This window comes from Lentzea cavernae, assembly GCF_014653695.1.
In the GTDB taxonomy this organism is placed as follows: domain Bacteria; phylum Actinomycetota; class Actinomycetes; order Mycobacteriales; family Pseudonocardiaceae; genus Lentzea; species Lentzea cavernae.
In genome coordinates this window covers 343,210-365,966 of record NZ_BNAR01000004.1, presented here as the reverse complement: position 1 = coordinate 365,966, position 22,757 = coordinate 343,210, and the positions used below count along the sequence as shown (strand labels likewise).

Genomic DNA, 22,757 nt, shown 5'->3' with positions numbered 1-22,757 from the left:
GATTCGATGAACAGAGGCCTGGTAACACTCGTCAACCCGAACAAGGTGCACCCGCCGATCGCGCCGTACGCGCTCGACGTGCTGACCACGTCGCTGGAGAACGCGGGCTTCGAGGTCGAGGTGGTGGACCTGACGTTCCACCGCGACGACTGGAAGACGTTCCTGACGGAGTACTTCACGACGCGCGAACCGATGCTGGTCGGCATCACGGTCCGCAACACCGACACCGTGTACGCCTTCGAGCAACGCCCTTTCGTCGGCGAGCACAAGGAGATCATCACCGAGATCACCCGGCTCACCGACGCGCCGCTCGTCGCGGGCGGCATCGGGTTCTCCACGATGCCGTTCGCTCTCGTCGACTACTTCGGCGTCGACTACGGCGTGAAGGGGCCGGGCGAGGTGATCGTCGCCGACCTGGCCGACGCGCTGGCGACGGGCCGGGACGTGGCCACTGTGGACGGTCTGATCCGCAACACCCCGGAGGGGATCGTCCGCACGTCGGCGGCGCTCATGCCGTCGTTGCTCGTCGGCCCGACCGTCGTCAAGACCTGGCAGCTGGACGGCACCGGCACGTACGTCCGAAGATCCGGCGACAAGTACAAAGTGGACAACGGCGAGTACTACAAGCGCGGTGGTCTCGCGGGCATCCTGACCAAGTCCGGCTGCGTGTACCGGTGCGCGCACTGCGTCGAACCGGACGCCAAGGGCGGTGCCGTCGCACGCCGTGACGTCGCCGCGGTCGTGGACGAGATGCAGTCGCTTGCGGCGCAGGGGATCCTCGACCAGCACACCACCGACAGCGAGTTCAACCTGTCGATCTCGCACGCGAAGAACGTGCTGCGCGAGATCGTGCGGCGCAAGCACGCCAGTGCCGCCAACCCGTTGAACGACCTGCGCCTGTGGGTGTACTGCCAGCCCTCGCCGTTCGACGAGGAGTTCGCCGACCTGCTGGCCGCGGCGGGGTGCCGGGGCGTGAACGTCGGCAGCGACCACGTCCGCGCGGACGTGCTCGCGAACTGGAAGGTCACCGGCAAGGGCAAGACGTACTACACCTTCGCCGACACCGAGCAGCTCGTGCGGCTGTGCCGCGAGCGCGGGATGAAGACCATGGTCGAGGCGTTGTTCGCCATGCCGGGCGAGACCTGGGAGACCATGCGCGACTGCGTGGACGCGTTCATGGCGCTGGACGCGACGGTGACCGCGTTCTCGCTGGGGCTGCGGCTCTTCCCGCACCACCCGCTCGGCATCGCGATGGCGGAGCAGTGCGCCGGCGTCCGCACGATGCCGGGTCTGCAGTCGAACACCGCGACCGGGCCGATCGTGCTGAAGCCGTTGTCGATGTGCTCCGGTCTCGTGGAGTACGAGCGGCAGTTCATGTTCGACGAACGGGGCGAGTTCCGGCTCCTCTGCTACTTCTCCCCGGACCTGCTGGAGGACGCGGGCACGAACACCGACCCGAACGGTCGTTGGTCGCGCACGGTGGAGTACCTGTGGTCGCTGGTCGACCCGTCCGACCACCACCGCGTGATGCTGCCGACCCTCGCGGGCATGAGCGAGTCGGAGAACAACTACGCCGACAACCCGTTCCTCATCGGCCTGACGAGCCTGGGCTACAAGGGCGCGTTCTGGTCGCACTGGCGGGAACGCGAGGAGATCCTGCGCGAGGCCCAGCTGGCGGGGGTCGTGGGGTGACGTTCGCCAGTCTCGCGGACCAGGTCCGCGGCCGGGTGCTGCTGCCGGGCGACGACGGGTTCACGCCGGGCAGCAAACCGTTCAACGAACGCCATTCCGACGTCGTCCCGGAAGCCGTGCTGTCCGTCGCCAGCGCTGACGACGTGGGCGCCGCGATCACGTGGGCGCGGGAGCACGACGTGCCGCTCGTCGCCCGCGGCGGCGGCCACAGCTACGCGGGAACGTCCGTCAACGCGGGCCTGGTGCTGGACCTGCGCGGCCTCGACTCCGTGCACGTCGACCCCTCGACGTCGCTGGTCACGGTCGGCGGCGGCACGCGGATGCGCGCGCTGTACGAGGCGTTGCGGCCGCACGACATCGCGTTCCCTCTGGGCAACGCCGACGAGGTCGCCATCGGCGGCCTCACCCTGGGCGGGGGAGTGTCGGCGGTGTCGCGGGCGTTCGGGCTGACGTGCGACTCGCTCGTCAGCACGGACGTCGTTCTCGCCGACGGCACCACCGTGACGTGCTCGGCCGACTCGCACCCCGACCTGTTCTGGGCGTGCCGGGGCGGTGGCGGCGGCAACTTCGGCGTCAACACCTCGTTCACGTTCCAGGCGCGTCCGGTGGTGGACAGCGCGACCTGCCTGCTGCTGTGGGAGCAGGACCGCGCGGTCGACGTGGTCCTGCTGGCACAGGAGGTCCAGCGCACCGCGCCGGACGCGTTGTCGTTGCGCGTCGGCGTGACCAGCAACGGTGTCGTGTCCCTGATCGGCTGGCACCTCGGCACGGCCGACGAGCTGCGCGCGTTGCTCGGCCCGCTGACCGGCACGCGTCCGTTCCGGTGCGACATCGAGGACCGCACGTACTGGGAAGCGGTGGAGTACGTGCACCACGAGACGGCCGGTGGTGCGTTCGCCGGCCGCACCCGCACGACTTCCGTTCCCCTGCCCGAAGAAGCGGTGCGGACGCTCGTCACGGCCGTCTCGAAGTGGCCGGGCAGCTCCAACCCGGACGGCGGCGGCGCGGCCCTGTTCGGCTGGGGCGGTGCGATCGGCGCGGTGGGCGTGACCGAGACGGCGTTCCCGCACCGCGACGCGCTGTTCCTGGTGTCGCTCGACACGTCGTGGACCTCGTCGGACAGCCCGCGGGTGGTGCGCGACAACCTCGAATGGCTCAGGGCGGTGCACGAGGACATCGGCCCGCACACCGCGAACGCGTCGTACCTGAACTTCACCGACCCGGACCTGCCGGACTGGCGGCAGGCCTACCACGGACCTAACCACGCCCGGCTGGTGGAGGTGAAGGGCAAGTACGACCCGGACCGCTTCTTCCAGTTCTCCCAGGCGATCTGAACCGCCGTCACCGCCGCGGGTTGTCGGCGACCCATTCGGCGAGCGCGGCGAGCGTGGCTTCGGCGCTGGCGGCCATGTAGTCGCGCAGGGCGCTCACCTCCGCCAGGGTGCTCCCGAGGACCGGGTCCATGCGCAGCAGCCGCCACGACTGCTGTGCCACGGACCCGCGGCCCTGGGGGCGGATGGTCCAGCTCCACTCGACGATGCCGTCCCGCGCTCCGCCGACCACGTAGGCGAAGGCGGCGTCCGGTTCGGCTCTCACCACCTGCGAGCGGGTGGTCCACTCGTTGCCGTCCTTGCGGTTGCGGCCGCTGAACCACGCACCGGCCTCAGGCCCGAAACCCTCGTCGAAGGCGACGTCACTCGCGTTGGGACTCCACCGGCTGATCGAGGAGACGTCGCTGACGAGGCGGTAGACGGTGGCGGGAGTGGCGTCGACCCACGCGTGACGGGTGAAGGCGAAGTCGGTCGGGTCGAGCGTCTGGGTGTCGGTGCTCACGAGGGCTCCTTGTCGGGCTGTTCCGGTCGGAACCCAGTCCACCGGCCGGCACCGGCCCGCACCACTCCCGGCTCTGCGTATCCCCGACAGGGACACGCAACGAGATGAGGTCCGGCCCATACTCGGTTCCATGGTCGAAACGGCACGCCTCGGGGACTTCCTCAAGACGCGACGCTCGCAGCTGCGTCCCGAGGACGTCGGCGTGCCGACCTATGGCGAACGACGGCGCGTGCCGGGCCTGCGGCGGGAGGAGCTCGCCCGCCTGGCCGGTGTGAGCAGCTCGTACTACACCCGGCTCGAGCAGGGGCATTCGGCCACCGCCTCGCCCGAGGTGCTGGACGCGCTCGCCACCGCCCTGCGCCTGGACGACGCCGAGCGGCAGCACCTGCACACCCTGGCCACCCCGGTCAGGCAGTCCCGCGCGCGCAGGCCGGCCGCCGAACGCGTCCCGGAGGCGACCGGTCAGCTGCTCGACGCGCTGACCGGCGTTCCCGCGATCGTGCTCGGCCGCCGCAGCGACGTCCTGGCGTGGAACGTGCTGGGGCACGCCCTGTTCGCCGGGCACCTCGCCTTCGACTCCGTGGGGGAGCCCCGGCGCCCGAACATGGCCCGGCTGCTGTTCCTCGACCCGCACGTCCGCGAGCTGTACGCGGACTGGCCCTCCAAGGCCAGGGCGGCGGTGGGCAACCTGCGCCTGATGGCGGGGCGGTACCCGGACGACATCGCGTTGCACGAACTCGTCGGGGAGCTGAGCGCGAAGAGCGCGGAGTTCGCCTCGATGTGGGCCGATCACCGCGTCAAGGCGTGCGCCACGGCCGTCTACGAGATGAGGCATCCGCTGGTCGGCCCGCTGACCGTCACCCAGCAGACCCTGAACAACGGGACGGGACCGAACGTGGTGCTCGCCACCGCACCGGCCGGCTCGCCGTCGCACGTCGCACTGGCCCTGCTCGGCATCAGCGTCGGTGAGGCGTCGGAGGACTCCCCGCTGGTCACCCGTCCGCCGAGCGAGCGCCGCTGAGCGTCCGGACGCGCACGGCAGGCGACCCATCACTCCGTGTACTTTAAATCAGTCGATTGATTTAAAGTGGGCGTCATCATGAGACGCCCCGGAGAAGAGGGCGGGCATGTCGGCACTCGACCCCACGGGGATCCCTGACGAGCTGGGTTTCGACCCCGAGGCACTGCGTGAGCGCTACCGGCGGGAACTGGACCGGCGGGTGCGGCCGGACGGCGCCGCGCAGTACCAGCGCGCGGAGGCGGAGTTCGGCTACTACGCCGCGGACCCGTACGTGGAGCCCGGCTTCACCAGGGAACCGGTCCGCGACAGGGTGGACGCGGTCGTCATCGGCGGCGGGTTCGGCGGGCTGCTGGCGGGCGCCCGGCTGCGGCAGGCGGGGCTCGCGCGCATCCGGGTCATCGAGAAGGCGGGCGACTTCGGCGGCACCTGGTACTGGAACCGGTATCCGGGCATCCACTGCGACGTCGAGTCCTACGTCTACCTGCCGCTGCTGGAGGAGGTCGGGTACGTCCCGCGGTGGAAGTACTCACCGGGCGAGGAGATCCGGCAGCACGCGATGGCGATCGGTCGCCGGTTCGACCTGTACGCCGACGCGTTCTTCCAGACCGGTGTGCGAGACCTGCGGTGGGACGACGGCGAGTGGGTCGTGCGCACGGACCGCGACGACGAGGTGCGCGCGACGTACGTGGTGGTGTCCAACGGCACGCTCGACCACCCCAAGCTGCCGCGCGTTCCCGGCATCGAGGACTTCGCCGGGCACACGTTCCACACCAGCCGCTGGGACTACGGCTACACCGGCGGTGACGCGAACGGCGGCCTGACCGGGCTGGCGGACAAGCGCGTCGCGGTGATCGGCACCGGGGCCACCGCGATCCAGGTGGTGCCGCACGTGGGGCGCGACGCCGAGCACCTCTACGTCTTCCAGCGCACGCCCTCGTCGGTGGACGTGCGGGGGAACCGCCCCACTGACCCGGAGTGGGCCGCGTCGCTCGAACCCGGCTGGCAGGCACGGCGGCGGGAGAACTTCCAGCAGTTCGTGACGGGGCACCGCGAGGACGTGGACCTGGTCGACGACGCGTGGACGGCGAGCGGCCGGCTGCTCGGGAAGATCGTCCCGACGGACGTGAACGCGCACCTGGAGCCGGGGGAGTGGGAACGGATCGAGGAGCTCCTCGACTTCGAGAAGATGAACGCGCTGCGCGCCCGCGTGGACGAGGTCGTCGAGGACCCGGCGACGGCGGAGCTGCTCAAGCCCTGGTACCGCTACGGCTGCAAGCGCCCGACGTTCAGCGACGAGTACCTCCAGACGTTCAACCGTCCCAACGTGACCGTGGTCGACACGGCCGACCACGGCGGTGTGGAGCGGATCACCGGGAACGCGATCGTCGTCGGTGGTGTCGAGCACGAGGTCGACTGCATCATCTTCGCCACCGGTTTCGCGGTCGGGATGTCCGACGTGATGACCGGCCGCCTGCCGGTTCACGGCAGGGACGGCACCGGACTGCTGCAGTCGTGGGCAACCGGTGGTGTGCGGACGCTGCACGGCCTGTGCACCAACGGTTTCCCGAACCTCTTCCACCTCGGGGCGCTGCAGAACGCGCCCTCCGTGAACTTCACGCACGTGCTGGACGAGCAGGCCGTCCACATCGGGGAGGTCGTCGCCCAGGCCCGCAGGCGTGGGGTGAAGTGCGTGGAACCGACCGCGGAGGCCGAACGGGCCTGGGTGGAGACGGTCAGCGCGAGCTCGCCGGACCGCGGCCGCTACGACGTCGACTGCACCCCCGGCTACTACAACGGCGAGGGGAAGGCACGCGGTCCCCGGCTGACCTACGGTCCCGGCCCGCCGCCTTCCACCGGCTGCTGCGCGAGTGGCGCGCGGGCGACGAGATCAACGAGGTGCTCGGCGATGCGCACTGACAGCCGCTACGGCGAGACCGGATTCCCGCGCTCCGGCAGGACGATCGCGCGGCTCACCCCGCCGAGTCCGCTGTTCGGCTCGAACGGGGTGGCGTTCGGTCCGGACGGGCGGCTCCACGTCGCGCAGTTCGTGGCCGGCCGGATCAGCGCGGTGGACCTCGGCTCCGGCGAGGTCGAGACCGTGGTGGACCTGGACGGCCCGGTGCAGTCGCCGGACGACCTGGCCTTCGGCGCCGACGGGTCGATGCACATCACCGACCTCGTGCCCGGACGGGTCTGGCGGCGCAGCCCGCAGGGTGAGTTCACCCTCGTCTCCGACGACGTGGTGCAGCCCAACGGGATCGCGTGCGCCGGCGACCGGTTGTTCGTCAACGAGATGCGCATGGGCGGCCGGGTGCTCGAACTGTTCCCCGGCGGCGGCGAGCCCGTCGTGCTGGCCGAAGGGCTCGCGCTGGGCAACGCGATGCAGCTCGGCCCCGACGGCCACCTCTACTACCCGCACATGGTGACCAACGAGGTGCACCGCGTCTCCCCGGACGGCGGCCCGCCGGAACTCGTCGCGCGGGACGTCCACCAGCCCGTGGCGGTGCGTTTCGACCTCGCCGGGCAGCTGACGGTGGTGTCGCGCGGCGAGGAAGGCATCGTCACCCGGATCGACCTCGGCTCCGGCAGGCGCACCGTCGTGCCCGGCGAACTGTCCGGAATGGACAACGCCGCGTTCGACGCGGAGAACCGGATGTTCGTCTCCAGCTTCGCGGCGGGCGGCATCGCGGAGCTCGCTCCCGACGGACGCGCACGCGTGATCGTGCCGAAGGGGCTCGTCGGCCCGTACGGCGTGGCGGTCGACCGCGCCGGCACCGTGTACGCGGCGGACAACTTCCGACTCGCGACCGTGGACGGCGGCGAAGCGCACACCCGCGAGCTGCTGGCGTCGAGCCACGGCGTCGCGACCGACCCCGGCGGCCGCGTGCACATCACCTCGCAGTCAGGGGCGGTGCGCACCTACGACCCGGAGCACCGCGTGTTCCGGACGCGGGCGGAGAACCTGGCCCGGCCGGGCGGTGTCGCGTCGCGGTCCGACGGCGTGCTCGTGGTGGCGGAGACCGGCTCCGGCCGGGTGGTGGGCATCAACGAGGAGAACGGTGTCACCGTTCTCGCCGAAGGTCTGCACTCCCCGGTCGACGTCGCCCTCGACGCGGAAGACCGTTGCTACGTCAGCGACGAGGAACGTGGTGTGGTCGTGCGCGTCGACGACGGCGGCCTCGTACCCGTGGCGGAGGGGCTGGAAGGGCCGCAGGGCATCGCGGTGAGCGGCGACGAGCTGTTCGTCGTGGAGACCGGGACCCGGCGCCTGCTCGCGATCGACCTCGTCACCGGCGGACAACGGGTCGAGGCCGAAGGACTCGCGGTCGGACTGCCTCCCGGCCTCACCCGAGTCCAGCCGGAGCCGCGGGGGCACGGCGCCTCGGTGCCGGCGCCGTTCGCCGGGGTCGCGGTGGGGCCGGACGGTTCGCTCTACGTCTCGGCGAACGGCGAGGGCAGCGTGCTGCACCTGCGCCGTTAGTCCTCTTTGGACACGTCGAGGCTCGTGCGCAGCGACACCGGCTCGAGCAGCACCGCGGCGACGACGCCGAGCAGCGCGACACCGGCCGAGATCGCGAAGACGGTCCCGGCCGCCTCACCGTAGGCGGCGGGGACCGGGAGTCCCGCCGCGGTGTGGCCTGCCACCTGACGGGCGAGCACGGCGCCCAGGACGGTGACGCCGATGGTGCCGCCGAGCGACCGGAAGAACGACACGGTCGCGCTGGCGGCGCCGATGTCGGCGAGCGGGACGGCGTTCTGCACCACGAGGACGAAGTTCTGCAGGGTCATGCCGACGCCCGCGCCGACGAGCAGCATCGGCAGCGCGACGAGCACCAGCGGTGTGTGCTGGTCGAGGAACCCGAGGCAGGCGAACCCGGCGGCCAGGAGCGCGGAACCGGTGACGAGGTAGGGCTTGATCCGGCCGGTGCGGCTGAGCAGGCGCCCCGCCACGACGGACGAGATCAGGATGCCCGCCATCATGGGGATGGTGAGCACGCCCGCCTCCGTCGGCGTGTGGCCGCGGCTGAGCTGGAAGTACTGGCTGAGGAACACCGCGGCGCCGAACATGGCCGTGCCCGCGGCGAGACTGCCGAGGATCGCGAGGGCGGTCGTGCGCCGCGTGACGATGCCGGGCGGCACGATCGGCTCCGCGACCCTGGTCTCCACCCACGCCGCGAGACCGAGCAGCGCCGCGCTGCCCCCGACCATGGCCGCGGTCTGCCAGGAGGCCCACGCGAACGCGTCGCCGACGAACGAGATCCAGATCAGCAGGACGCTGACGCCGGCGGTGAGCAGCGAGGCTCCCCAGTAGTCGATGCGGACGTTCTCCTTGCGCGACAACGGGAGCCGCAACGTGAGCTGCAGCATCACCAGGGCCGCGAGCCCGAACGGCACTCCGGCGAAGAAGCACCAGCACCAGCCGAGCCACGACGTGTCGACGAGGAACCCGCCCAGCAACGGCCCGCCGATCGTGGACAGCGCCGTCACGCTGCTCAGGTAACCCGCGTACTTGCCGCGCTCGCGGGGCGGGATCATCGCGCCGATCGCGATCTGGACCAGGGCCTGCACGCCGCCGACCCCGACGCCCTGCAGGGCGCGCGCGGCGATGAGCTGGCCCCCGTCCTGTGCCAGACCGGACGCGACCGACCCGGCGAGGAACACCACCGTGGCGGCCTGGACGAGCGTCTTCTTGTCGAAGAGGTCGGCGAGCTTGCCCCAGATCGGGGTCGTGACGGTCGTGGTGAGCAGCGTGGCCGTGACCACCCAGGTGTACTGGGTGGGGGAGCCGTGCAGGTCGCCCATCATCCCGGGGAGCGCCGTGGCCACGACGGTGCTGCTCAGCGTGGAGACGAACAGGGCGAGCAGCAGGCCGGTGAGTGACTTCAGGACGCTCCGCCGCGACGGTGCGGTGCTCGTGCTCATGCGGCCAGACTAAGTCAATTGATTGATTTAAACGTGGCCGGGGCCAGGTACAGGCCCGCGAGCGCGTCGACCAGCCCGGTCGCGGTGGCGTCCCACATCTCCGCGCTGTCCTCGGGCAGGTCCGCCTCCCGCCGGGCGCACATGTGGACGATCAACGTCCTGGCCATCTCGTCGCGTTCGGCGCGCACAGCGGGTGCCAGATCGGGAAGGCAGCGGTGCAGCGCGGCCGTGATCGTGCGTTGCAGCGAGGTCTGACCCACGTCGACCAGGCCGAGCTCGCGCAGCTTCGGCTCCGTCGTGAGCTGGGCGGCGAAGCGGGCGTACCAGCTGTTGCGCCCGAGGGACGCCAGGTGGCCGGTGAACGGCCGGACCACGCAGCCCAGCCAGTCGCGCAGGTCGGTGCTGCCGGCGTGCTCGTCCAGCGCCTTCTCGCGCAGGACCTCCATCGGCGCGCTGTGCCGCAGGTAGATGGCCCGGACGAGTTCGGCCTTGCTGCCGAAGTGGTAGCTGACCGCCGTGTTGTTGCCGAGGCCCGCCTCGTCGCTGATCTGCCGGTTGGAGACGGAGAAGACGCCGTGCTCGGCGAACATGCGCTCGGCGGTCTCGAGGATGCGTCCCCTGGTGCCTTCTGGCGTCCTGCTGCGCGTCATTCGTGGAGCTCCGGCCGGCCGTGCCCGGCGCCGCGCCGGGCTTCTGGCCAGCAGGATAGGTCAGACCGCACGCGCGAGGCGGCGTTTGGCGCCGGCCGGCCAGGGAAGCCGCCAGCAGACCACGACGGGAAGAGGCTCATGAAAGCGACGCTGATCTACGGTGCCGGTGACGTCCGGGTGGAGACCGTGCCGGACCCCAAGCTGATCGAACCGACCGATGCGATCGTGCGCGTGCTCCGCTCGTGCGTCTGCGGGAGCGACCTGTGGCCCTACCAGTCCAAGCCCGCGAAGGAGCACGGCGACCGGATCGGCCACGAGTTCCTCGGCGTGGTCGAGGAGACCGGCGCCGACGTCACCGGCCTGAAGGCGGGCGACGTGGTGGTGGCGCCGTTCGTGTGGGCGGACAACACCTGCGACTTCTGCCAGGAGGGCCTGCAGACCTCGTGCCGGCACGGCGGGTCGTGGGGCGCGGCGAACGTCGACGGCGGCCAGGGCGAGGCCGTGCGGGTGCCGCAGGCCGCGGGCACGCTGGTCAAGCTGCCCGTCGGCGAGGACGCCGCGCTGCTGCCGTCGCTGCTGACCCTGTCCGACGTGTTCCCGACCGGTCACCACTGCGCCGTCACCGCCGGCGTCGGCCCCCGCACCACCGTCACCGTGATCGGCGACGGCGCCGTCGGGCTCTGCGCGGTGCTCGCGGCCAAGCGGCTGGGAGCCGAGCAGATCATCCTGATGGGCCGCCACACCGACCGCACCGACCTCGGCCGCGCGTTCGGCGCCACCGACGTCGTAGCCGAACGCGGTGAGGAGGGCGTCGAGCGGGTGCGCGAGCTCACCGGCGGCGACGGCACCCACGCCGTGCTGGAGTGCGTCGGCCTCAAGCCCGCGATCGAGACCGCGTTCGGCATCGTGCGCAACGGCGGCTCCGTCAGCCGCGTCGGCGTGCCGCAGTACCCGGACGTGCCCGCGGGCTTCGGCGAGTTCTTCCGCAACATCACCCTCACCGGTGGCGTCGCCCCCGCCCGCGCCTACATCGAGGAACTGCTGCCCGACGTCCTCGAAGGCCGCGTCGAGCCCGGCCGCGTGTTCGACAGCACCATGACGCTGGACGACATCGCCTCGGGCTACCAGGCGATGGCCGACCGGACCGCGCTGAAGGTCCTCATCACGCCTTGACCGGGGCGGGTGTGCGCCGCAGCAGGAGAACGACGAACCCGAGGAATCCGCGGTAGCCGCCCAGCCAGCTGTCGCGGTGCTCCGCTGACATCCGGAGGGCGAGGTCGCTGCCGGGGTGCCCGGGGTTGTCGAGGGCCCACTGGGCGAGGGTGCCGGTCCAGCACCACTCGTACTCGTCCCACTCCGCGATGGTGCTGGTGTACCCGTAGACCGGTGTCCACCCGTCGGCGACGACCTGGGCCACAGTGGTCGGGAGGTCCGCGTACTTCTGCGGGCCGCTCTCCTGTTGTGCTCGGACGGCGGCGTCGGGCTCGTGCTCCCAGAAGCAGTCGCCGAGCAGGAGCATCCCGTCCTCGGCGAGGTGCTCTCGAGCGGCGTTCAGCGTGGGGAGCAGCCCGCCGTACGCGTAGGCGGATCCCACGCTGAGCACCAGGTCCGCCTTCCTGACCGACCGGTACTCGGCGACGTCCTGACGGCGCAGTTCGAGCCGATCTCCCAGACCGAGCCGGGCCGCCTCGCCGAGGACGTGGTCGAAGCCCGCACCCGAGATGTCGACGCCGACAGCCGTCACGCCGTCGTGCGCTTGCAGCGCGCGCAGCAACCAGGTGCCGTCGCCGCAGCCCAGGTCGAGCAGGTGATCGTCCTCTCCTCGGATGGCCCGGCGCAGGAGGTGCTCCACTGTGCTGTCGCTCAGTGGAGCCGAAATCGGATGGTCTGCGTGCGCGAGAGCGCTGAGTTCACGTCGGTCCACCAACGCTGTCTAGCAGAGTCTGGATCTTGTGTCGCAGGTGTTCGCCTGCGATCACTCGGGGACCAACCGTCTAGAAGGCGTCCTCCGTGAAGTCGCTGGGCGCGTCGTCGTCGAAGTCGTCGCGCGACCGCCGGGGCCGTTGCTGACCCGCCGCGACGACCTCGTCGAGGTCCTGGCCCTCCTTGATCGCCGTGTAGGCCCGTTTCAGCGACGGCATGCTGGTCTGCATCGCTCGCTGCACGTCGGGGTCGCCGACGGCGTTGCCGGAGGCGATGTCCCGCCAGGACAGCGCGCCCGAGTCGACCTTGCGCTGCAGGTCCTTCAGCGCGTTCGGCGCGTCCTTCGACCGGGCGAACTTCTCGATCTCGGCGATGTCCGCGGGGGACAGGTCGGCGCCGCGGGTCTGCACCCTCGACGCCTCCTGAGCGACCTTCTGCAGTTGCACGCCCTTGGCGTCGAGATCTTGTTGCCACGCCTGCAACTGCTGGCGCGCGCTGTCGTACGGGAACGTCATTCCCCACCGCCCGAGCTCTTGTCGTCCGCCCAGCGCTCTTCCTTCGCCGCGTCCTGGTACTTGCCGCGCGCCTTGTAGCCGCTCTTGGCCACGCCCCACGCGCCGCTGCCCACCGCGGACACGCCGTCGCCCAGCTTCTCCTTGCCGTCCTGCCACGTGTCGACGACGTCGAAGAAGTCGTTGACGTCGCGCACGTCGGGGATCCTGGAGAGCGCGGTGCCCATGAGCTTGATGCCGTTGATCATGCCCTTGACGCCCTCGATGAGCGTCTGCATGGACTGGATGAGCTTGCGCACCTGGTCGACGATGTTGACCACGTCGTAGACCATCCACACGGCACGGCCCCAGCCGACGACCGGGATCCACGCGGTCATCGCGGCCTTCATCAGCTTGTCGCAGATCTTGTCGAGCAGGGTCAGCGCGAGCTTCGCGGCCGACCGGCAGGAGCTCGCCATGTTCTTGAACCGGTCGCCGATGAACTTCGCGACCTGCGAGTCCCACTCGATCGCCGTGGTCCACGTGCGGCTCATGCGGTTCTCGAAGCTCTGCGCGGCGCCGCCGTCCCAGCTCGGGGAGAGCTCCCCGATGCCGTTGTTCACGTTGTGCCGCACGTTGTCGAGCGCTTTGGCGACCCGGTCCCACGCGGCGGCGTTCGCGTCGATCTTCTCGAAGTCGCCCGCCAGCGGCATGACCAGGTCGCGCACCAGGTCGTCGCCGGTGACCTGCTGGTAGATCCAGTTGACGCCCTGGATCTTCCACCCGGCGGCCTCGATCAGCTCCTTGACGGTCTGCCGGCCGGGCCGGTCGTCGGGCGTGGCCCGCAGCGCGACATTCGGATCCTCGATGTCCTGGTAGCCGTTGGAGACCCCGGCGGTCACTGCCCCACCCCCAGGAACCGCTCCAGCCACGACGGCGGTTCCGCCCTGCCGCCCGCGGTGTCGATCAGGCAGACCCCCACCTCGTCGGCCTTCTCGTAGGCGAGGGCCGACTTGACCAACGCCTCGGCGTCCTGGCTCATCTTCTGGTTCGCCGCTTCGAGCGTCTCGCCGTAGAGCTGCGCGACCCCGATGACCACGGGGTCGAGCAGCGACAGCAGCCCGGTGAACCCGGACGTGTCCCCACCCTTGAAGATCGCGTGCTCCCGGATCGCCAGGAAGTGCTCTGCCTGGCGTTCGAGCAGTCCGCTGTAGCCGCGCAGTTCGTCCGGCACGACGTGGAACTTCTCTCCCATGGCGGTCAGACGCCTGGCCGTGATTCCGGGTTGCGGCGCATTCGGCTGCATAGGCAACCCGAATCACGGCCTCGTCTCAGCGAGCCGGTTCGACGAGCGGCTGCCAGGTGGTGCGGGTGGAGACAGGCACGGTGACGGGGAGCCGGACGACGGAACGCGGGCCGGCGGCCAGGTCGGCGGTGTCGAAGACGGCCAGGTCGCTCGAAGCGCCGCGGTGCACCGGGACGACGAGCCAGTCACCGGCGATCGCGGGCTGGCCGAGCCGGTGACCGGGGCCGAAGTCGTGGGTGGCGGAGGTGCGCGGGTCGTGCCGGAACACCGCGGTGCCCAGGGTTCCGAACACGCTGCGGTGCCGGCGGCCGTGCTCGGGCGCGGACACGACGGCGGAGTCCGCGCTCAGCAGGAGTTCTTCGCTCGCGCTGCCCGTGCCCGGGTCGAGGGTCCAGCGCGTCAGGTCCCGCGGTCCGGCGGGGGAGGTCTGCCGCAGCGCGTCGACGACGACCTCGGGACCGTCCTCGAAGGCGTTGACCGCGTCCGGCACGAAGCACGGCGACACGGGGAACCACACGGGGTTGCCGCGGGAACGGCGCGGCAGCAGGCCGATCCTCGCCTGCTTGGCGGGCCGCCAGGCGAAGGGCGCGCGCAGGCCGATGAGCTCGGTGGCGCGGTCGTGCTCCACGGAGAGGTCGAAGACGACGACGTGGTCCGGGGTCAGCGCGACCGTGTCGATGCGCGCGGGACCGCTGAGCACGAAACAACGGCCGCGGCGGACAGCGCCCGCGGCGCTCATCGTCACGTGCTCGGCGAGCGGGGATCCCGGCCTGGTCGCGATCGTGTGCCACTCGCCGGTGCGGGGGTCCTGCACCGGACGGGCGATGCGGAGACCGTCGCGCACCGCCGGGGCGAGCGTGGGGACCGTGCCCAGCAACGAGAGGTCCGCCTGGGCGCGGTGCCAGGCCGCGGTGCCGCCGGAGAGCCGGACGCCGGTGATGGAGACCGGGTCGGTGCCGTGCGCGGGATGCGGGACGGACTGCAGGAACCTGCCGTGCAGGTTCGCGGGCAGCTCACCCTCGACGAGGAGTGCTTCCACGGGCGCACCTCCGACCAGTGCGTTCGGCCATTGCATAACAGCGTTGTACTAAACATATCGCTGTTATGCAACAATGTCAAAGGTGAGCCCACGCCGAACGGACCCGCGCACGCACACCGCCCTCATCGAGATCGCCGCCGCGCTGCTCGCCACCGAAGGCCCCCAGGCGCTCTCGACACGGCGGATCACCGCGGAGGCCGGCACGTCGACGATGGCCGTCTACACCTACTTCGGCGGGATGAGCGGCCTGGTGCGGCAGATGGTGCACGAGGGCTTCCAGCGGCTGCAGGGCCACCTCACCGCCGTGCGCTCGACGTTCGACCCGGTCGCCGACATGGCGTTGCTCGGGCGGGCGTACCGGATGAACGCGCTGGCGAACCCGCACCTGTACAGCGTGATGTTCGGAGGCGCGTCGCTCAGCGGGTTCTCCCTGACCGACGACGACCGCCAGCACGGCCGGTACACCCTGACGAGCGTCGTCGAGTGCGTGGCGAACTGCGTTGCGGCAGGCCGGTTCGCGGACGCCGACGTCGCACACGTCGCTCACCAGATGTGGATGGCCACGCACGGCCTCGTCACCCTGGAACTGGGCGGGTACCTGGCGGCGCCGCTCGACGGCGAGGCGCTGTTCGACCCTCAACTCGTCGCACTGATGGTGGGCGCGGGCGATCGACCGGACGCGGCGGCACGGTCCGTGCGGGCGTCACGGCGCCGCATCGAGCGCGAGCTCACCGCGCAGGCGGGATGAACGGGCCCCAGGTGAAGGCGGGCAGCCACGGTTCGTGCGGGCCGTCCCAGTCCAGGGCGGCGATCTCGGTGTGCGACCGCCGTCCGGACAGGGTGCGGTGCAGGTCGTGGGTTCCGGCCCGCAGAGTGCGGACGACCGGGCCGTCGCCCGCCGTCCACGTGGCGACCGGGCTCTCGATCCGCAACGCCGGCAGGTCGTGCGCCCGCACGGCCGCGGAGAAGCCGCCCGCGAGCAAGGTCAGCGTGCTGGGGTAGGCGGGGTGGCCGGGGTCCACCGGGAGGTCCAGGGCGGCGTGCAGGTCGAGCAGGTGGGTGAACGCGTCCATCACCATCCGCCCGGCCGAGCGCGGACCTTCTCGCTCCACCAACGGTTCGAGGACCTGGGAAACGTGCCCCCACTCCGTCAGCGCGAGGTCGATGTCGGCCTGACATCGCGAAGCTCGACCGGTGGGCGATCCCAGCCGTGCCGCCACGTTGCCCGCCACCTCCGCGAGGTGCGCCACCAGGTCCGTCACCGTCCACTCCGGACACGCCGGCACCGGCGCGGCGGCGACCTGTCTCGTCGCCAGCGCGCCGATGCCGAGGCGGACCTGCCGGTACAGCAGGTGGTCCGGCGCGTTCACAGCGGCACGTTCCCGTGCTTGCGGGCCGGTGCGGCGGCGCGTTTGGTACCCATCATCTCCAGGCCGCGGGCGATCGCCGCCCGCGTCTGCGCCGGGTCGATGACGTCGTCGACCAGACCGCGTTCGGCGGCGTAGTGCGGGTGCATGAGCTGCTCCGAGTACTCGGCGATCAGTTCCGCCCGCAACGTCACCGGGTCGGCCGCCGCGGTCAGCTCCTTGCGGAACAGCACGTTCACCGCGCCTTCGGCCCCCATGACCGCGATCTCGTTGGTGGGCCAGGCCAGGGACAGGTCCGAGCCGATCGAGCGGGAGTCCATCACGATGTACGCGCCGCCGTACGCCTTGCGGATGATGACCTGGATGCGCGGCACGGTGGCCTCGCAGTAGGCGTAGAGCAGCTTCGCGCCGTGCCGGATCGCGCCGCCCTGCTCCTGCGCGGTGCCGGGCAGGAATCCGGGCACGTCGACGAGCGTGACCAGCGGGATGTTGAAGGCGTCGCAGAACCTCACGAACCGCGCCGCCTTCTGCGCCGCGGCCGAGTCGAGCACGCCGGCGAGCACCAGCGGCTGGTTGCCCACGAGGCCCACCGGCCGGCCGTCGACGCGGCCCAGCGCGCAGATCACGTTGCCCGCCCAGTGCTCGTGCACCTCGATGAACTCGCCGTCGTCCACCACCTCGGCGACGACCGAGCGCATGTCGTACGGCTTGGTGGGTTCCACCGGCACGAGCTGGGCGAGGTGCGGCCGTTCGTCGGTCGTGGCGCCGACCGGGCCGTCGGAGGGCGGACTGTCGAGGTTGTTGGCGGGCAACAACGACACGAGGTACCGCACGTCGGCGAGGCAGGTCTCCTCGTCGTCGTGCACGAAGGTCGCGACGCCGGACTGGCTGCCGTGCACGTCCGCGCCGCCGAGTTCCTCGTGCGTCACCACCTCGCCGTTGACGGCCGCGACGACGTCCGGTCCGGTCAGGTACATCTTCGCCGTGCCGCGCACCATGAACGTGAAGTCGGTCAGCGCGGGGGAGTAGGCGGCGCCGCCCGCGCAGGGGCCGATCACCACGCTGATCTGCGGGATGATCCCGGACGCCGCCACGTGCCGGCGGAAGATGCCGCCGTAGGCGTCGAGGGCCATGACGCCCTCCTGGATGCGGGCGCCGCCGCTGTCGTTCAGCCCGATCAGCGGGCACCCGGTGGAGATCGCCAGGTCCATCACCTTGTGGATCTTCGAGGCGTGCGCCACGCCGAGGGACCCGCCGAACACCGAGAAGTCCTGGGCGTAGACGAAGACCCGGCGCCCGTCGATGGTGCCCGAACCCGCGACCACGCCGTCGGTGTGCGGCCGGTTCTCCGAGATCTTCATGCCCCGCGCCTGGTGCCGCCGGTACAGGTCGACCTCGGTGAACGAGCCGGGGTCGAGCAGCAGGTCGAGCCGTTCGCGGGCGGTGTGCTTGCCGAGCGCGTGCTGGCGGGCGACGGCGTTCTCGTCCCCCGCCACGATCCGAGACCGCAGCCGGTCGGACTCGTCCAGCACCGACCGCATCGAGCGCGGTTCCGGCGCGGGTGACGGACGGGGCACGGCGACCGGCACGAAGTCGACCGGCCGGAGCGAGCGTTCCGACAGATCGGTCATGCCGCCCTCCCCGCGTCGCGCAGCCAGCGCACCGCGTCGGCCATCGTCTCCGCCAGCGGGCGCGCCGGTCCGGACGAGGGGACGCGCTGCGCCTCCCGGCACGTGCGGATCGCCCCGCCCTGCACCGGGATCGGCCACGGCCACACCCGCTGCAGCGCGTCGGCCGCGAGCCCCACCGGCACCAGTGCGGCGGCGGGCAGGAACACCGCGGGCAACCGCCGGCCGGTGACCTCCCGCAACGTCCGCAGGTAGTCGCGCGTCGAGACGAACCGGCCGGGCCCGAAGCACCGGGCCGGACCACCGGTGAGCAGGTGGGCGTGCATCGCCGCCGTGTCGCGGACATCGCCCAGCGGGAAGCCCCCGGTCGGCCAGATCGGCATCAGCCCGCGCAGCGTGGCCAGCAGCCGCGCGGTCTGGTCGCCCAGCCGTGGGTCGTGCGGCCCGAGCAACGCGGGCGGGTAGCTGATCACGGCGCCGTGCTCCCGGGCGATGACCTCGGCCGCGGCCTTAGACGCCGCGTACGCCTCGGAAGACCGTGAGACGGCGGAGTTCTCGTCGAGCACCGCGCCATCGAGAGCCGCGAAGCTCGACACGTGCACGATCCGCCCGACCCCCGCGCGCCGGGCCGCGCCCAGCACGGTCTCGGTGGCGATCACGTTGGTGCTCCGCATCTCCTCGCGCCTGCGCCGGTCGAACGAGTAGACGGCGGCGGCGTGCAGCACGGCGTCCGCGCCGCGCACCAGTTCGGCCACCCGGCCCGCGTCCGTCGCGGCACCGGCGATTACCTCGACGACGGCGGGGTCGACGCCCAGCGGGCGCAGCACCTCCGGCACCGCCCGCGGGTCCCTGGCGAGCAGCCGGACCCGGTGCCCTGCCGCGATGACCGCCGCGACCGAGTGCGATCCGACGAAACCCGTCCCTCCGGTCACGCTCACCAGCATCCGCACCCCATCCGCCGCGACGACGATCGCCAGCCTGCCCGCGCGGCGGCGGCGGTGCTTCTTCGAGAGTGCGATGTCCACTTCGACGCAACCGCGCACTCTGGGATAAGCGATCGGCACCACGCCACCTCCATTCTGTGATAGGCGCAGCAGCGCGAGTCCTTTGTGGACTCATCCAGGCGGCGGAGGAGCACATCCATGTCGACGAAGCACCCCACACCGGCAACGGTGCGGCCGATCGCCACATCCGCGTTCGTCAACGGCCACTTCCCGCGCAGGCGCGGACTGATCGTCGCGCTGAGCGCGCTCGCGGGCTTCGTGCTGACGGTCGTGTGGTCGGCGCACTTCGTGGACTCGACCATCGGGGACAACGTGGCGAACACGTTGCTGGGCCACGACGCCAAGGCCACGCCGATCGCCGGCACGGCCGCCGGCATCGCGTTCGCGTTCGTCACGGGCCTCGCGGGCACGTTCACCGCGTGCAACATCGCCGCGTTCGGTGCGATGGCGCCGATGCTGGGCGGCTCGAGCAGCCGGGCCGAACGGGTCCGCGGCGCGCTGAGGCCGTTGTTGTGGCTCTCGGCCGGCATGCTGTCGGTGTCCGCGGTCTACGGCGTGATCGTCGGCCTCGTGGGCACGTCGATGCCGCAGTTCTCGACCGCGCAGAACGTCATGGGCACGCTGTCGGGCCGCAGCGTGCAGTCCCTGGTCGTGTTCGGCGTGATCGGCCTGGCGATGACCTACCTCGGCCTCGCCGCGCTCGGTGTGGTCCGCGACCCGTTCGCGGGCATCGCGAGGCGTTTTCCCAACGCCCCCATGGTGTTCATGGGCGTGCTCATCGGCGGGTTCCTGATCGGCCGCCCGTTCGGCCTGTTCCGGCAGCTCTTCCGGGACGCGGCCGAGAGCGGCAACCCGCTCTACGGCGCCGCCGCGTTCTGCCTGCAGTCCCTGGGAAACATCGTGGTGCTCGCGCTGGCGCTCGTGGCGACGGCGGCGTTCCTCGGCGACCGCGCCCGGCGGTGGCTGACGGAGAAGCCGGTGCGGCTCGCGGTGATCACCGGCGTCGCGTTGATCACGGTGGGCGTCTTCACCTTCCTGTACTGGGACGTGCGGCTGCTCGCCCGGCGCGAGCTGATCCCGTGGTACCCGACGGCGCCATGGGCGGCGTGAGCACCGGCGGCCTGCGGATCGCGGGGCTGAGCAGCCTCACGCGGGTCAGCATCCCGACGATCAAGTTCTACCTGCGGTCCGGCCTGCTGCACGCGGGCAGGCGGACCGGGCCGAACCAGACCCGGTACGACGAGAGCCACGTGCGCAGGCTCCGCGTCGTGCGCGCGCTCATCGACCGCGGCGGCCTGTCCGTCGCCGCGGTCGCCGAGCTCGTCGGCGGCGGGGGCCGGAGCGTGCCGGACGTGCTGACCGCGATCTCCCGCGACACCCCGGCCGAGGCCGACGAGCGGGCGCGGGCGAAGTGGCGTGACCGCGTCGGCGAGGTGCTGGCCAGGGACGGTCGCAGGGTCGCGGACGACAACGCCGCCGCGGCCGAGCTGGCCGGTCTTCTGGCGGGCCTGGAACTGGCGGGGCACGCACCCGACGACGCCCTGCTGGAGGCCTACCTGCGGGCCGGGGCGGCGGTCGCGGCCGCCGAGGCGGACCAGGCGCGCGACGCGGGCGGGACCCGCGAGTGCGCGGAAAGGCTGCTGGTGTCCGTCGTGCTGGGCACGGTGGCGCTCACCGCCGCCCGCAGGCTCGGTCACGACCTCATGAACGGTGACGGCTGACCGTCACCGCAATTGGAAAGATGCACATTGCCACAGACTGGCCCGAAGATGAGAGGAGCCTAGAAGAGGAGCGCTAATGTCGTCGGTGCTCGGTTCCATCAGAAGGCTCGTGTTCGCACCGGCGCTGGCGGACGTCACGTTCGCCTCCCGCGGGTTCACCGTTGTGGAATCGGAAACGACCAGAGCGCTGGAGCAGATTCCGCAGACCGTGATCGCGGGATTCGAATGGGGAATCGACTGCCGGAGTTCGTGGGAGCTGGAACGCAGGCTGTCGCTCGTCGCGCCCGAACTGCGCGGGTTCGCCTACGAGGGCGCGACGATGGCCTGCACCGTCCTCGACGCGATGGACGGCCGCAAGCGCACCCGTGACCTGCTGCGCGGGCACGGCCTCCCGCACCTGTTCCTCGCCTACATCGGCATCGGGTTCGCCATGGCCCGGCTGCCGCGGCCGCTGTGGCGCAAGGTGGTGCCCGACCTCGAGGGCGTGCGCTACCACCCGGCGATCACCTGGCTCGCCGTCGACGGCTACGGCTTCGACCGCGCCTACTTCCACCCGAAGCGCTGGGTCGCCGGGCAGGAACCACCGAAGCCCTACCCGTGGCAGGGCACGCCGTCCTACTTCTCGCGGGCCTTCGACCAGGGCTTGGGCCGCGCCCTGTGGTTCATCCACGGCGCGGACGTGAAGGCCGTCGCCGGCGCCGTGCGGGCGTTCACCGGCCACCGCCGGCCCGACCTGTGGAGCGGCGTCGGCCTCGCCGCCACGTTCGCGGGCGGCGCCACCCCGGAGGACCTCGCCTGGCTGCGGGCCGAGGCGGGGGAGCAGGGGCCGCAGCTCGCGCTCGGCGCGGCGCTCGCGGTCATGGCCAAGGCGGCGGCCGGCCACGTCGACGACCACGCGGAGGACGCCGTCCTCGCGCTGGGCGACCTGAGCGCCACCGACGCGGTCACGCTCGTCGAGACCGCCTCCGTGCCCACCGGCGAGTCGGGTCCCGAGCCCGAATACGAACGATGGCGCGGTCGAATTCGCGCACATTTCACGACGTGAGAAAAGCGGTCGAGCATGCTGGAAGATGTCAGACCGCCTCGGTGCGACAAAGAATGATGACGGGAATTTGTGAGGTTTGGGGAGAGTGCATCGTGACCAAGGCGGGATTGCGCGCTTTGCGGCGTCGTTTGCTGACGCCGAAGAGTTCGGAGGCCACGCTCGCAGTACGTGGATTCCACCACAAGAACGAGGCCGCGAAAGAACTGCTGGAAAGCATCGGCCGGAACTTCCTCTTCGGGTTCGCGACCGCTGTGGAGGCGCGCGCGCCCGCTGACGCGGAGCGGCACCTCGACACGGTGCCCACGCAGTTCCGGGGCTTCGCGTACGAGGGCGCGGGCATGGGGTTCGCCACGCTCGACGCCCTGCCGTTCGGCGGCGGTGGCCGGGTGGCGGAGTTCCTCGCGGGAGCCGGCGGGAAGCACGTCTACATGGTCTACGTCGGGGTCGGCTGGGCGATGGCCCGCGTGCCGAGGTTCCGCTGGCCGAAGCTCGCCGTGAGCGACGAGCTGCTGCAGTGGCTCCTGCTCGACGGCTACGGCTTCCACCAGGCGTACTTCCACACCGAGAAGTACGTGCACCGGCACTACCGCGAGCCCGACTTCCCGTGGCCGTTCAGCGGCCCGGCCTGGTACGCGAATCGTGCGATCGACCAGGGCATCGGGCGGGCGCTGTGGTTCGTCGGCGGTGCGGACGCGGCCCAGGTCGCCGAACTGGTCGAGGGCTTCCCCGACACCCGCCGGGCCGACCTGTACGCGGGTGCGGGCCTCGCCGCGACCTACGCGGGCGGTGCGGGGGAAGAGGAACTGCGCTGGTTCGCCGAGCACTCGGGACGCCACCGCGCGGTGGTCGCCCAGGGCAGCGCGTTCGCCGCGGAGGCCCGCGTCCTCGCGGGTCTCGCCACCGACCACACGCACATCGCCGCCCAGGTCCTCTGCGGCACCGACGCGGACGAGGCCGCGCACCGGGTGCGCGCCCTCAAGCCGGCCGGGCCGGTGCAGGACGACGTGCCCGCCTACGAGTCGTGGCGACGCGGCTTCGCCGACCAGTACGTCCACTCAGGAGGTGTGGAGCAGTGAACTGGACCCGCAAACAGCTGCCGGGGATCCTGGCGCTC

General features: G+C 71.4%; 21 protein-coding genes. 10 read left to right on the top strand and 11 right to left on the bottom strand.

What is annotated here, in order from left to right; all coding sequences use genetic code 11:
- The first annotated feature begins 6 nt into the window (after nt 1-6).
- Complete coding sequence (tsrT, locus tag IE307_RS15700) at nt 7-1,692, top strand: tryptophan 2-C-methyltransferase (RefSeq protein WP_191298679.1); 1,686 nt, start codon at nt 7-9, stop codon at nt 1,690-1,692.
- On the top strand, nt 1,689-3,026 hold the full coding sequence (locus IE307_RS15695; protein WP_191298678.1) for an FAD-binding oxidoreductase: 1,338 nt from the start codon (nt 1,689-1,691) through the stop codon (nt 3,024-3,026). Before tsrT ends, IE307_RS15695 begins: the two co-directional genes overlap by 4 nt.
- A 7-nt stretch (nt 3,027-3,033) precedes the next feature.
- On the opposite strand, the gene IE307_RS15690 is transcribed toward IE307_RS15695, so the two are convergent.
- Nucleotides 3,034-3,525 carry an SRPBCC family protein gene (locus IE307_RS15690; protein ID WP_229904738.1) on the bottom strand — a complete coding sequence of 164 codons (492 nt, stop codon included), beginning with the start codon at nt 3,523-3,525 and terminating at the stop codon, nt 3,034-3,036.
- Nucleotides 3,526-3,655: 130 nt separating this feature from the next.
- Between IE307_RS15690 and IE307_RS15685 the strand changes: the two genes are divergently transcribed.
- Complete coding sequence (locus tag IE307_RS15685; RefSeq protein WP_191298677.1) at nt 3,656-4,546, top strand: helix-turn-helix domain-containing protein; 891 nt, start codon at nt 3,656-3,658, stop codon at nt 4,544-4,546.
- A gap of 106 nt (nt 4,547-4,652) precedes the next feature.
- A complete protein-coding gene (locus IE307_RS46745; RefSeq protein ID WP_229904737.1) occupies nt 4,653-8,027 on the top strand; it encodes an NAD(P)-binding domain-containing protein in 3,375 nt (1,124 codons plus the stop codon).
- Here IE307_RS46745 and IE307_RS15670 read toward each other — a convergent pair.
- Together IE307_RS15670 and IE307_RS15665 are read right to left on the bottom strand one after the other, a co-directional pair.
- Nucleotides 8,024-9,469 (bottom strand): MFS transporter, encoded by a 1,446-nt coding sequence (locus IE307_RS15670; protein ID WP_191298675.1) that lies wholly within the window; start codon nt 9,467-9,469, stop codon nt 8,024-8,026. The genes IE307_RS46745 and IE307_RS15670 overlap by 4 nt on opposite strands.
- Nucleotides 9,470-9,483: 14 nt before the next feature.
- On the bottom strand, nt 9,484-10,119 hold the full coding sequence (locus IE307_RS15665; RefSeq protein ID WP_191298674.1) for a TetR/AcrR family transcriptional regulator: 636 nt from the start codon (nt 10,117-10,119) through the stop codon (nt 9,484-9,486).
- Nucleotides 10,120-10,257: 138 nt separating this feature from the next.
- Here IE307_RS15665 and IE307_RS15660 point away from each other — a divergent pair, with 138 nt between their 5' ends.
- Nucleotides 10,258-11,292: a zinc-dependent alcohol dehydrogenase family protein gene (locus IE307_RS15660; RefSeq protein ID WP_191298673.1), complete on the top strand. Its 1,035-nt coding sequence runs from the start codon at nt 10,258-10,260 to the stop codon at nt 11,290-11,292.
- Here the strand turns inward: IE307_RS15660 and IE307_RS15655 are convergent.
- From IE307_RS15655 to IE307_RS15635, 5 genes are all read right to left on the bottom strand, one after another.
- Nucleotides 11,282-11,971 carry an SAM-dependent methyltransferase gene (locus IE307_RS15655; protein ID WP_229904736.1) on the bottom strand — a complete coding sequence of 230 codons (690 nt, stop codon included), beginning with the start codon at nt 11,969-11,971 and terminating at the stop codon, nt 11,282-11,284. The genes IE307_RS15660 and IE307_RS15655 overlap by 11 nt on opposite strands.
- Before the next feature lie 142 nt (nt 11,972-12,113).
- Nucleotides 12,114-12,557 carry a hypothetical protein gene (locus IE307_RS15650; RefSeq protein WP_191298671.1) on the bottom strand — a complete coding sequence of 148 codons (444 nt, stop codon included), beginning with the start codon at nt 12,555-12,557 and terminating at the stop codon, nt 12,114-12,116.
- Nucleotides 12,554-13,435: a WXG100 family type VII secretion target gene (locus IE307_RS15645; protein ID WP_191298670.1), complete on the bottom strand. Its 882-nt coding sequence runs from the start codon at nt 13,433-13,435 to the stop codon at nt 12,554-12,556. Before IE307_RS15645 ends, IE307_RS15650 begins: the two co-directional genes overlap by 4 nt.
- On the bottom strand, nt 13,432-13,788 hold the full coding sequence (locus IE307_RS15640; RefSeq protein ID WP_191298669.1) for a P-loop NTPase family protein: 357 nt from the start codon (nt 13,786-13,788) through the stop codon (nt 13,432-13,434). The genes IE307_RS15645 and IE307_RS15640 overlap by 4 nt, the downstream gene beginning before the upstream one ends.
- A gap of 76 nt (nt 13,789-13,864) precedes the next feature.
- Nucleotides 13,865-14,878, bottom strand: a complete 1,014-nt coding sequence (locus IE307_RS15635; protein WP_191298668.1) for a carotenoid oxygenase family protein — start codon at nt 14,876-14,878, stop codon at nt 13,865-13,867.
- An 82-nt stretch (nt 14,879-14,960) separates the two neighbouring features.
- On the opposite strand from IE307_RS15635, the gene IE307_RS15630 reads away from it, so the two are divergent.
- On the top strand, nt 14,961-15,626 hold the full coding sequence (locus tag IE307_RS15630) for a TetR/AcrR family transcriptional regulator (protein ID WP_191298667.1): 666 nt from the start codon (nt 14,961-14,963) through the stop codon (nt 15,624-15,626).
- Here IE307_RS15630 and IE307_RS15625 read toward each other — a convergent pair.
- The 3 genes from IE307_RS15625 to IE307_RS15615 form a co-directional block, all read right to left on the bottom strand.
- Nucleotides 15,607-16,248, bottom strand: coding sequence for a maleylpyruvate isomerase N-terminal domain-containing protein (locus tag IE307_RS15625; RefSeq protein WP_191298666.1), 642 nt, complete (start codon nt 16,246-16,248; stop codon nt 15,607-15,609). The genes IE307_RS15630 and IE307_RS15625 overlap by 20 nt on opposite strands.
- Nucleotides 16,245-17,786 (bottom strand): acyl-CoA carboxylase subunit beta, encoded by a 1,542-nt coding sequence (locus tag IE307_RS15620; protein WP_191298979.1) that lies wholly within the window; start codon nt 17,784-17,786, stop codon nt 16,245-16,247. The genes IE307_RS15625 and IE307_RS15620 overlap by 4 nt, the downstream gene beginning before the upstream one ends.
- A gap of 86 nt (nt 17,787-17,872) precedes the next feature.
- Complete coding sequence (locus IE307_RS15615) at nt 17,873-18,937, bottom strand: NAD-dependent epimerase/dehydratase family protein (RefSeq protein WP_229904735.1); 1,065 nt, start codon at nt 18,935-18,937, stop codon at nt 17,873-17,875.
- Nucleotides 18,938-19,015: 78 nt separating this feature from the next.
- Between IE307_RS15615 and IE307_RS15610 the strand changes: the two genes are divergently transcribed.
- The 4 genes from IE307_RS15610 (at nt 19,016) to IE307_RS15595 (ending at nt 22,719) form a co-directional block, all read left to right on the top strand.
- Nucleotides 19,016-19,987 (top strand): hypothetical protein, encoded by a 972-nt coding sequence (locus tag IE307_RS15610; RefSeq protein ID WP_191298665.1) that lies wholly within the window; start codon nt 19,016-19,018, stop codon nt 19,985-19,987.
- Nucleotides 19,957-20,598, top strand: a complete 642-nt coding sequence (locus IE307_RS15605) for a MerR family transcriptional regulator (protein WP_191298664.1) — start codon at nt 19,957-19,959, stop codon at nt 20,596-20,598. The genes IE307_RS15610 and IE307_RS15605 overlap by 31 nt, the downstream gene beginning before the upstream one ends.
- Before the next feature lie 76 nt (nt 20,599-20,674).
- Nucleotides 20,675-21,643, top strand: coding sequence for a DUF1702 family protein (locus tag IE307_RS15600; protein ID WP_191298663.1), 969 nt, complete (start codon nt 20,675-20,677; stop codon nt 21,641-21,643).
- A 92-nt stretch (nt 21,644-21,735) separates the two neighbouring features.
- The gene (locus tag IE307_RS15595) at nt 21,736-22,719 is read left to right on the top strand and encodes a DUF1702 family protein (RefSeq protein ID WP_229904734.1); all 984 of its coding nucleotides are present in this window, start codon (nt 21,736-21,738) and stop codon (nt 22,717-22,719) included.
- Nucleotides 22,720-22,757 lie beyond the last annotated feature (38 nt).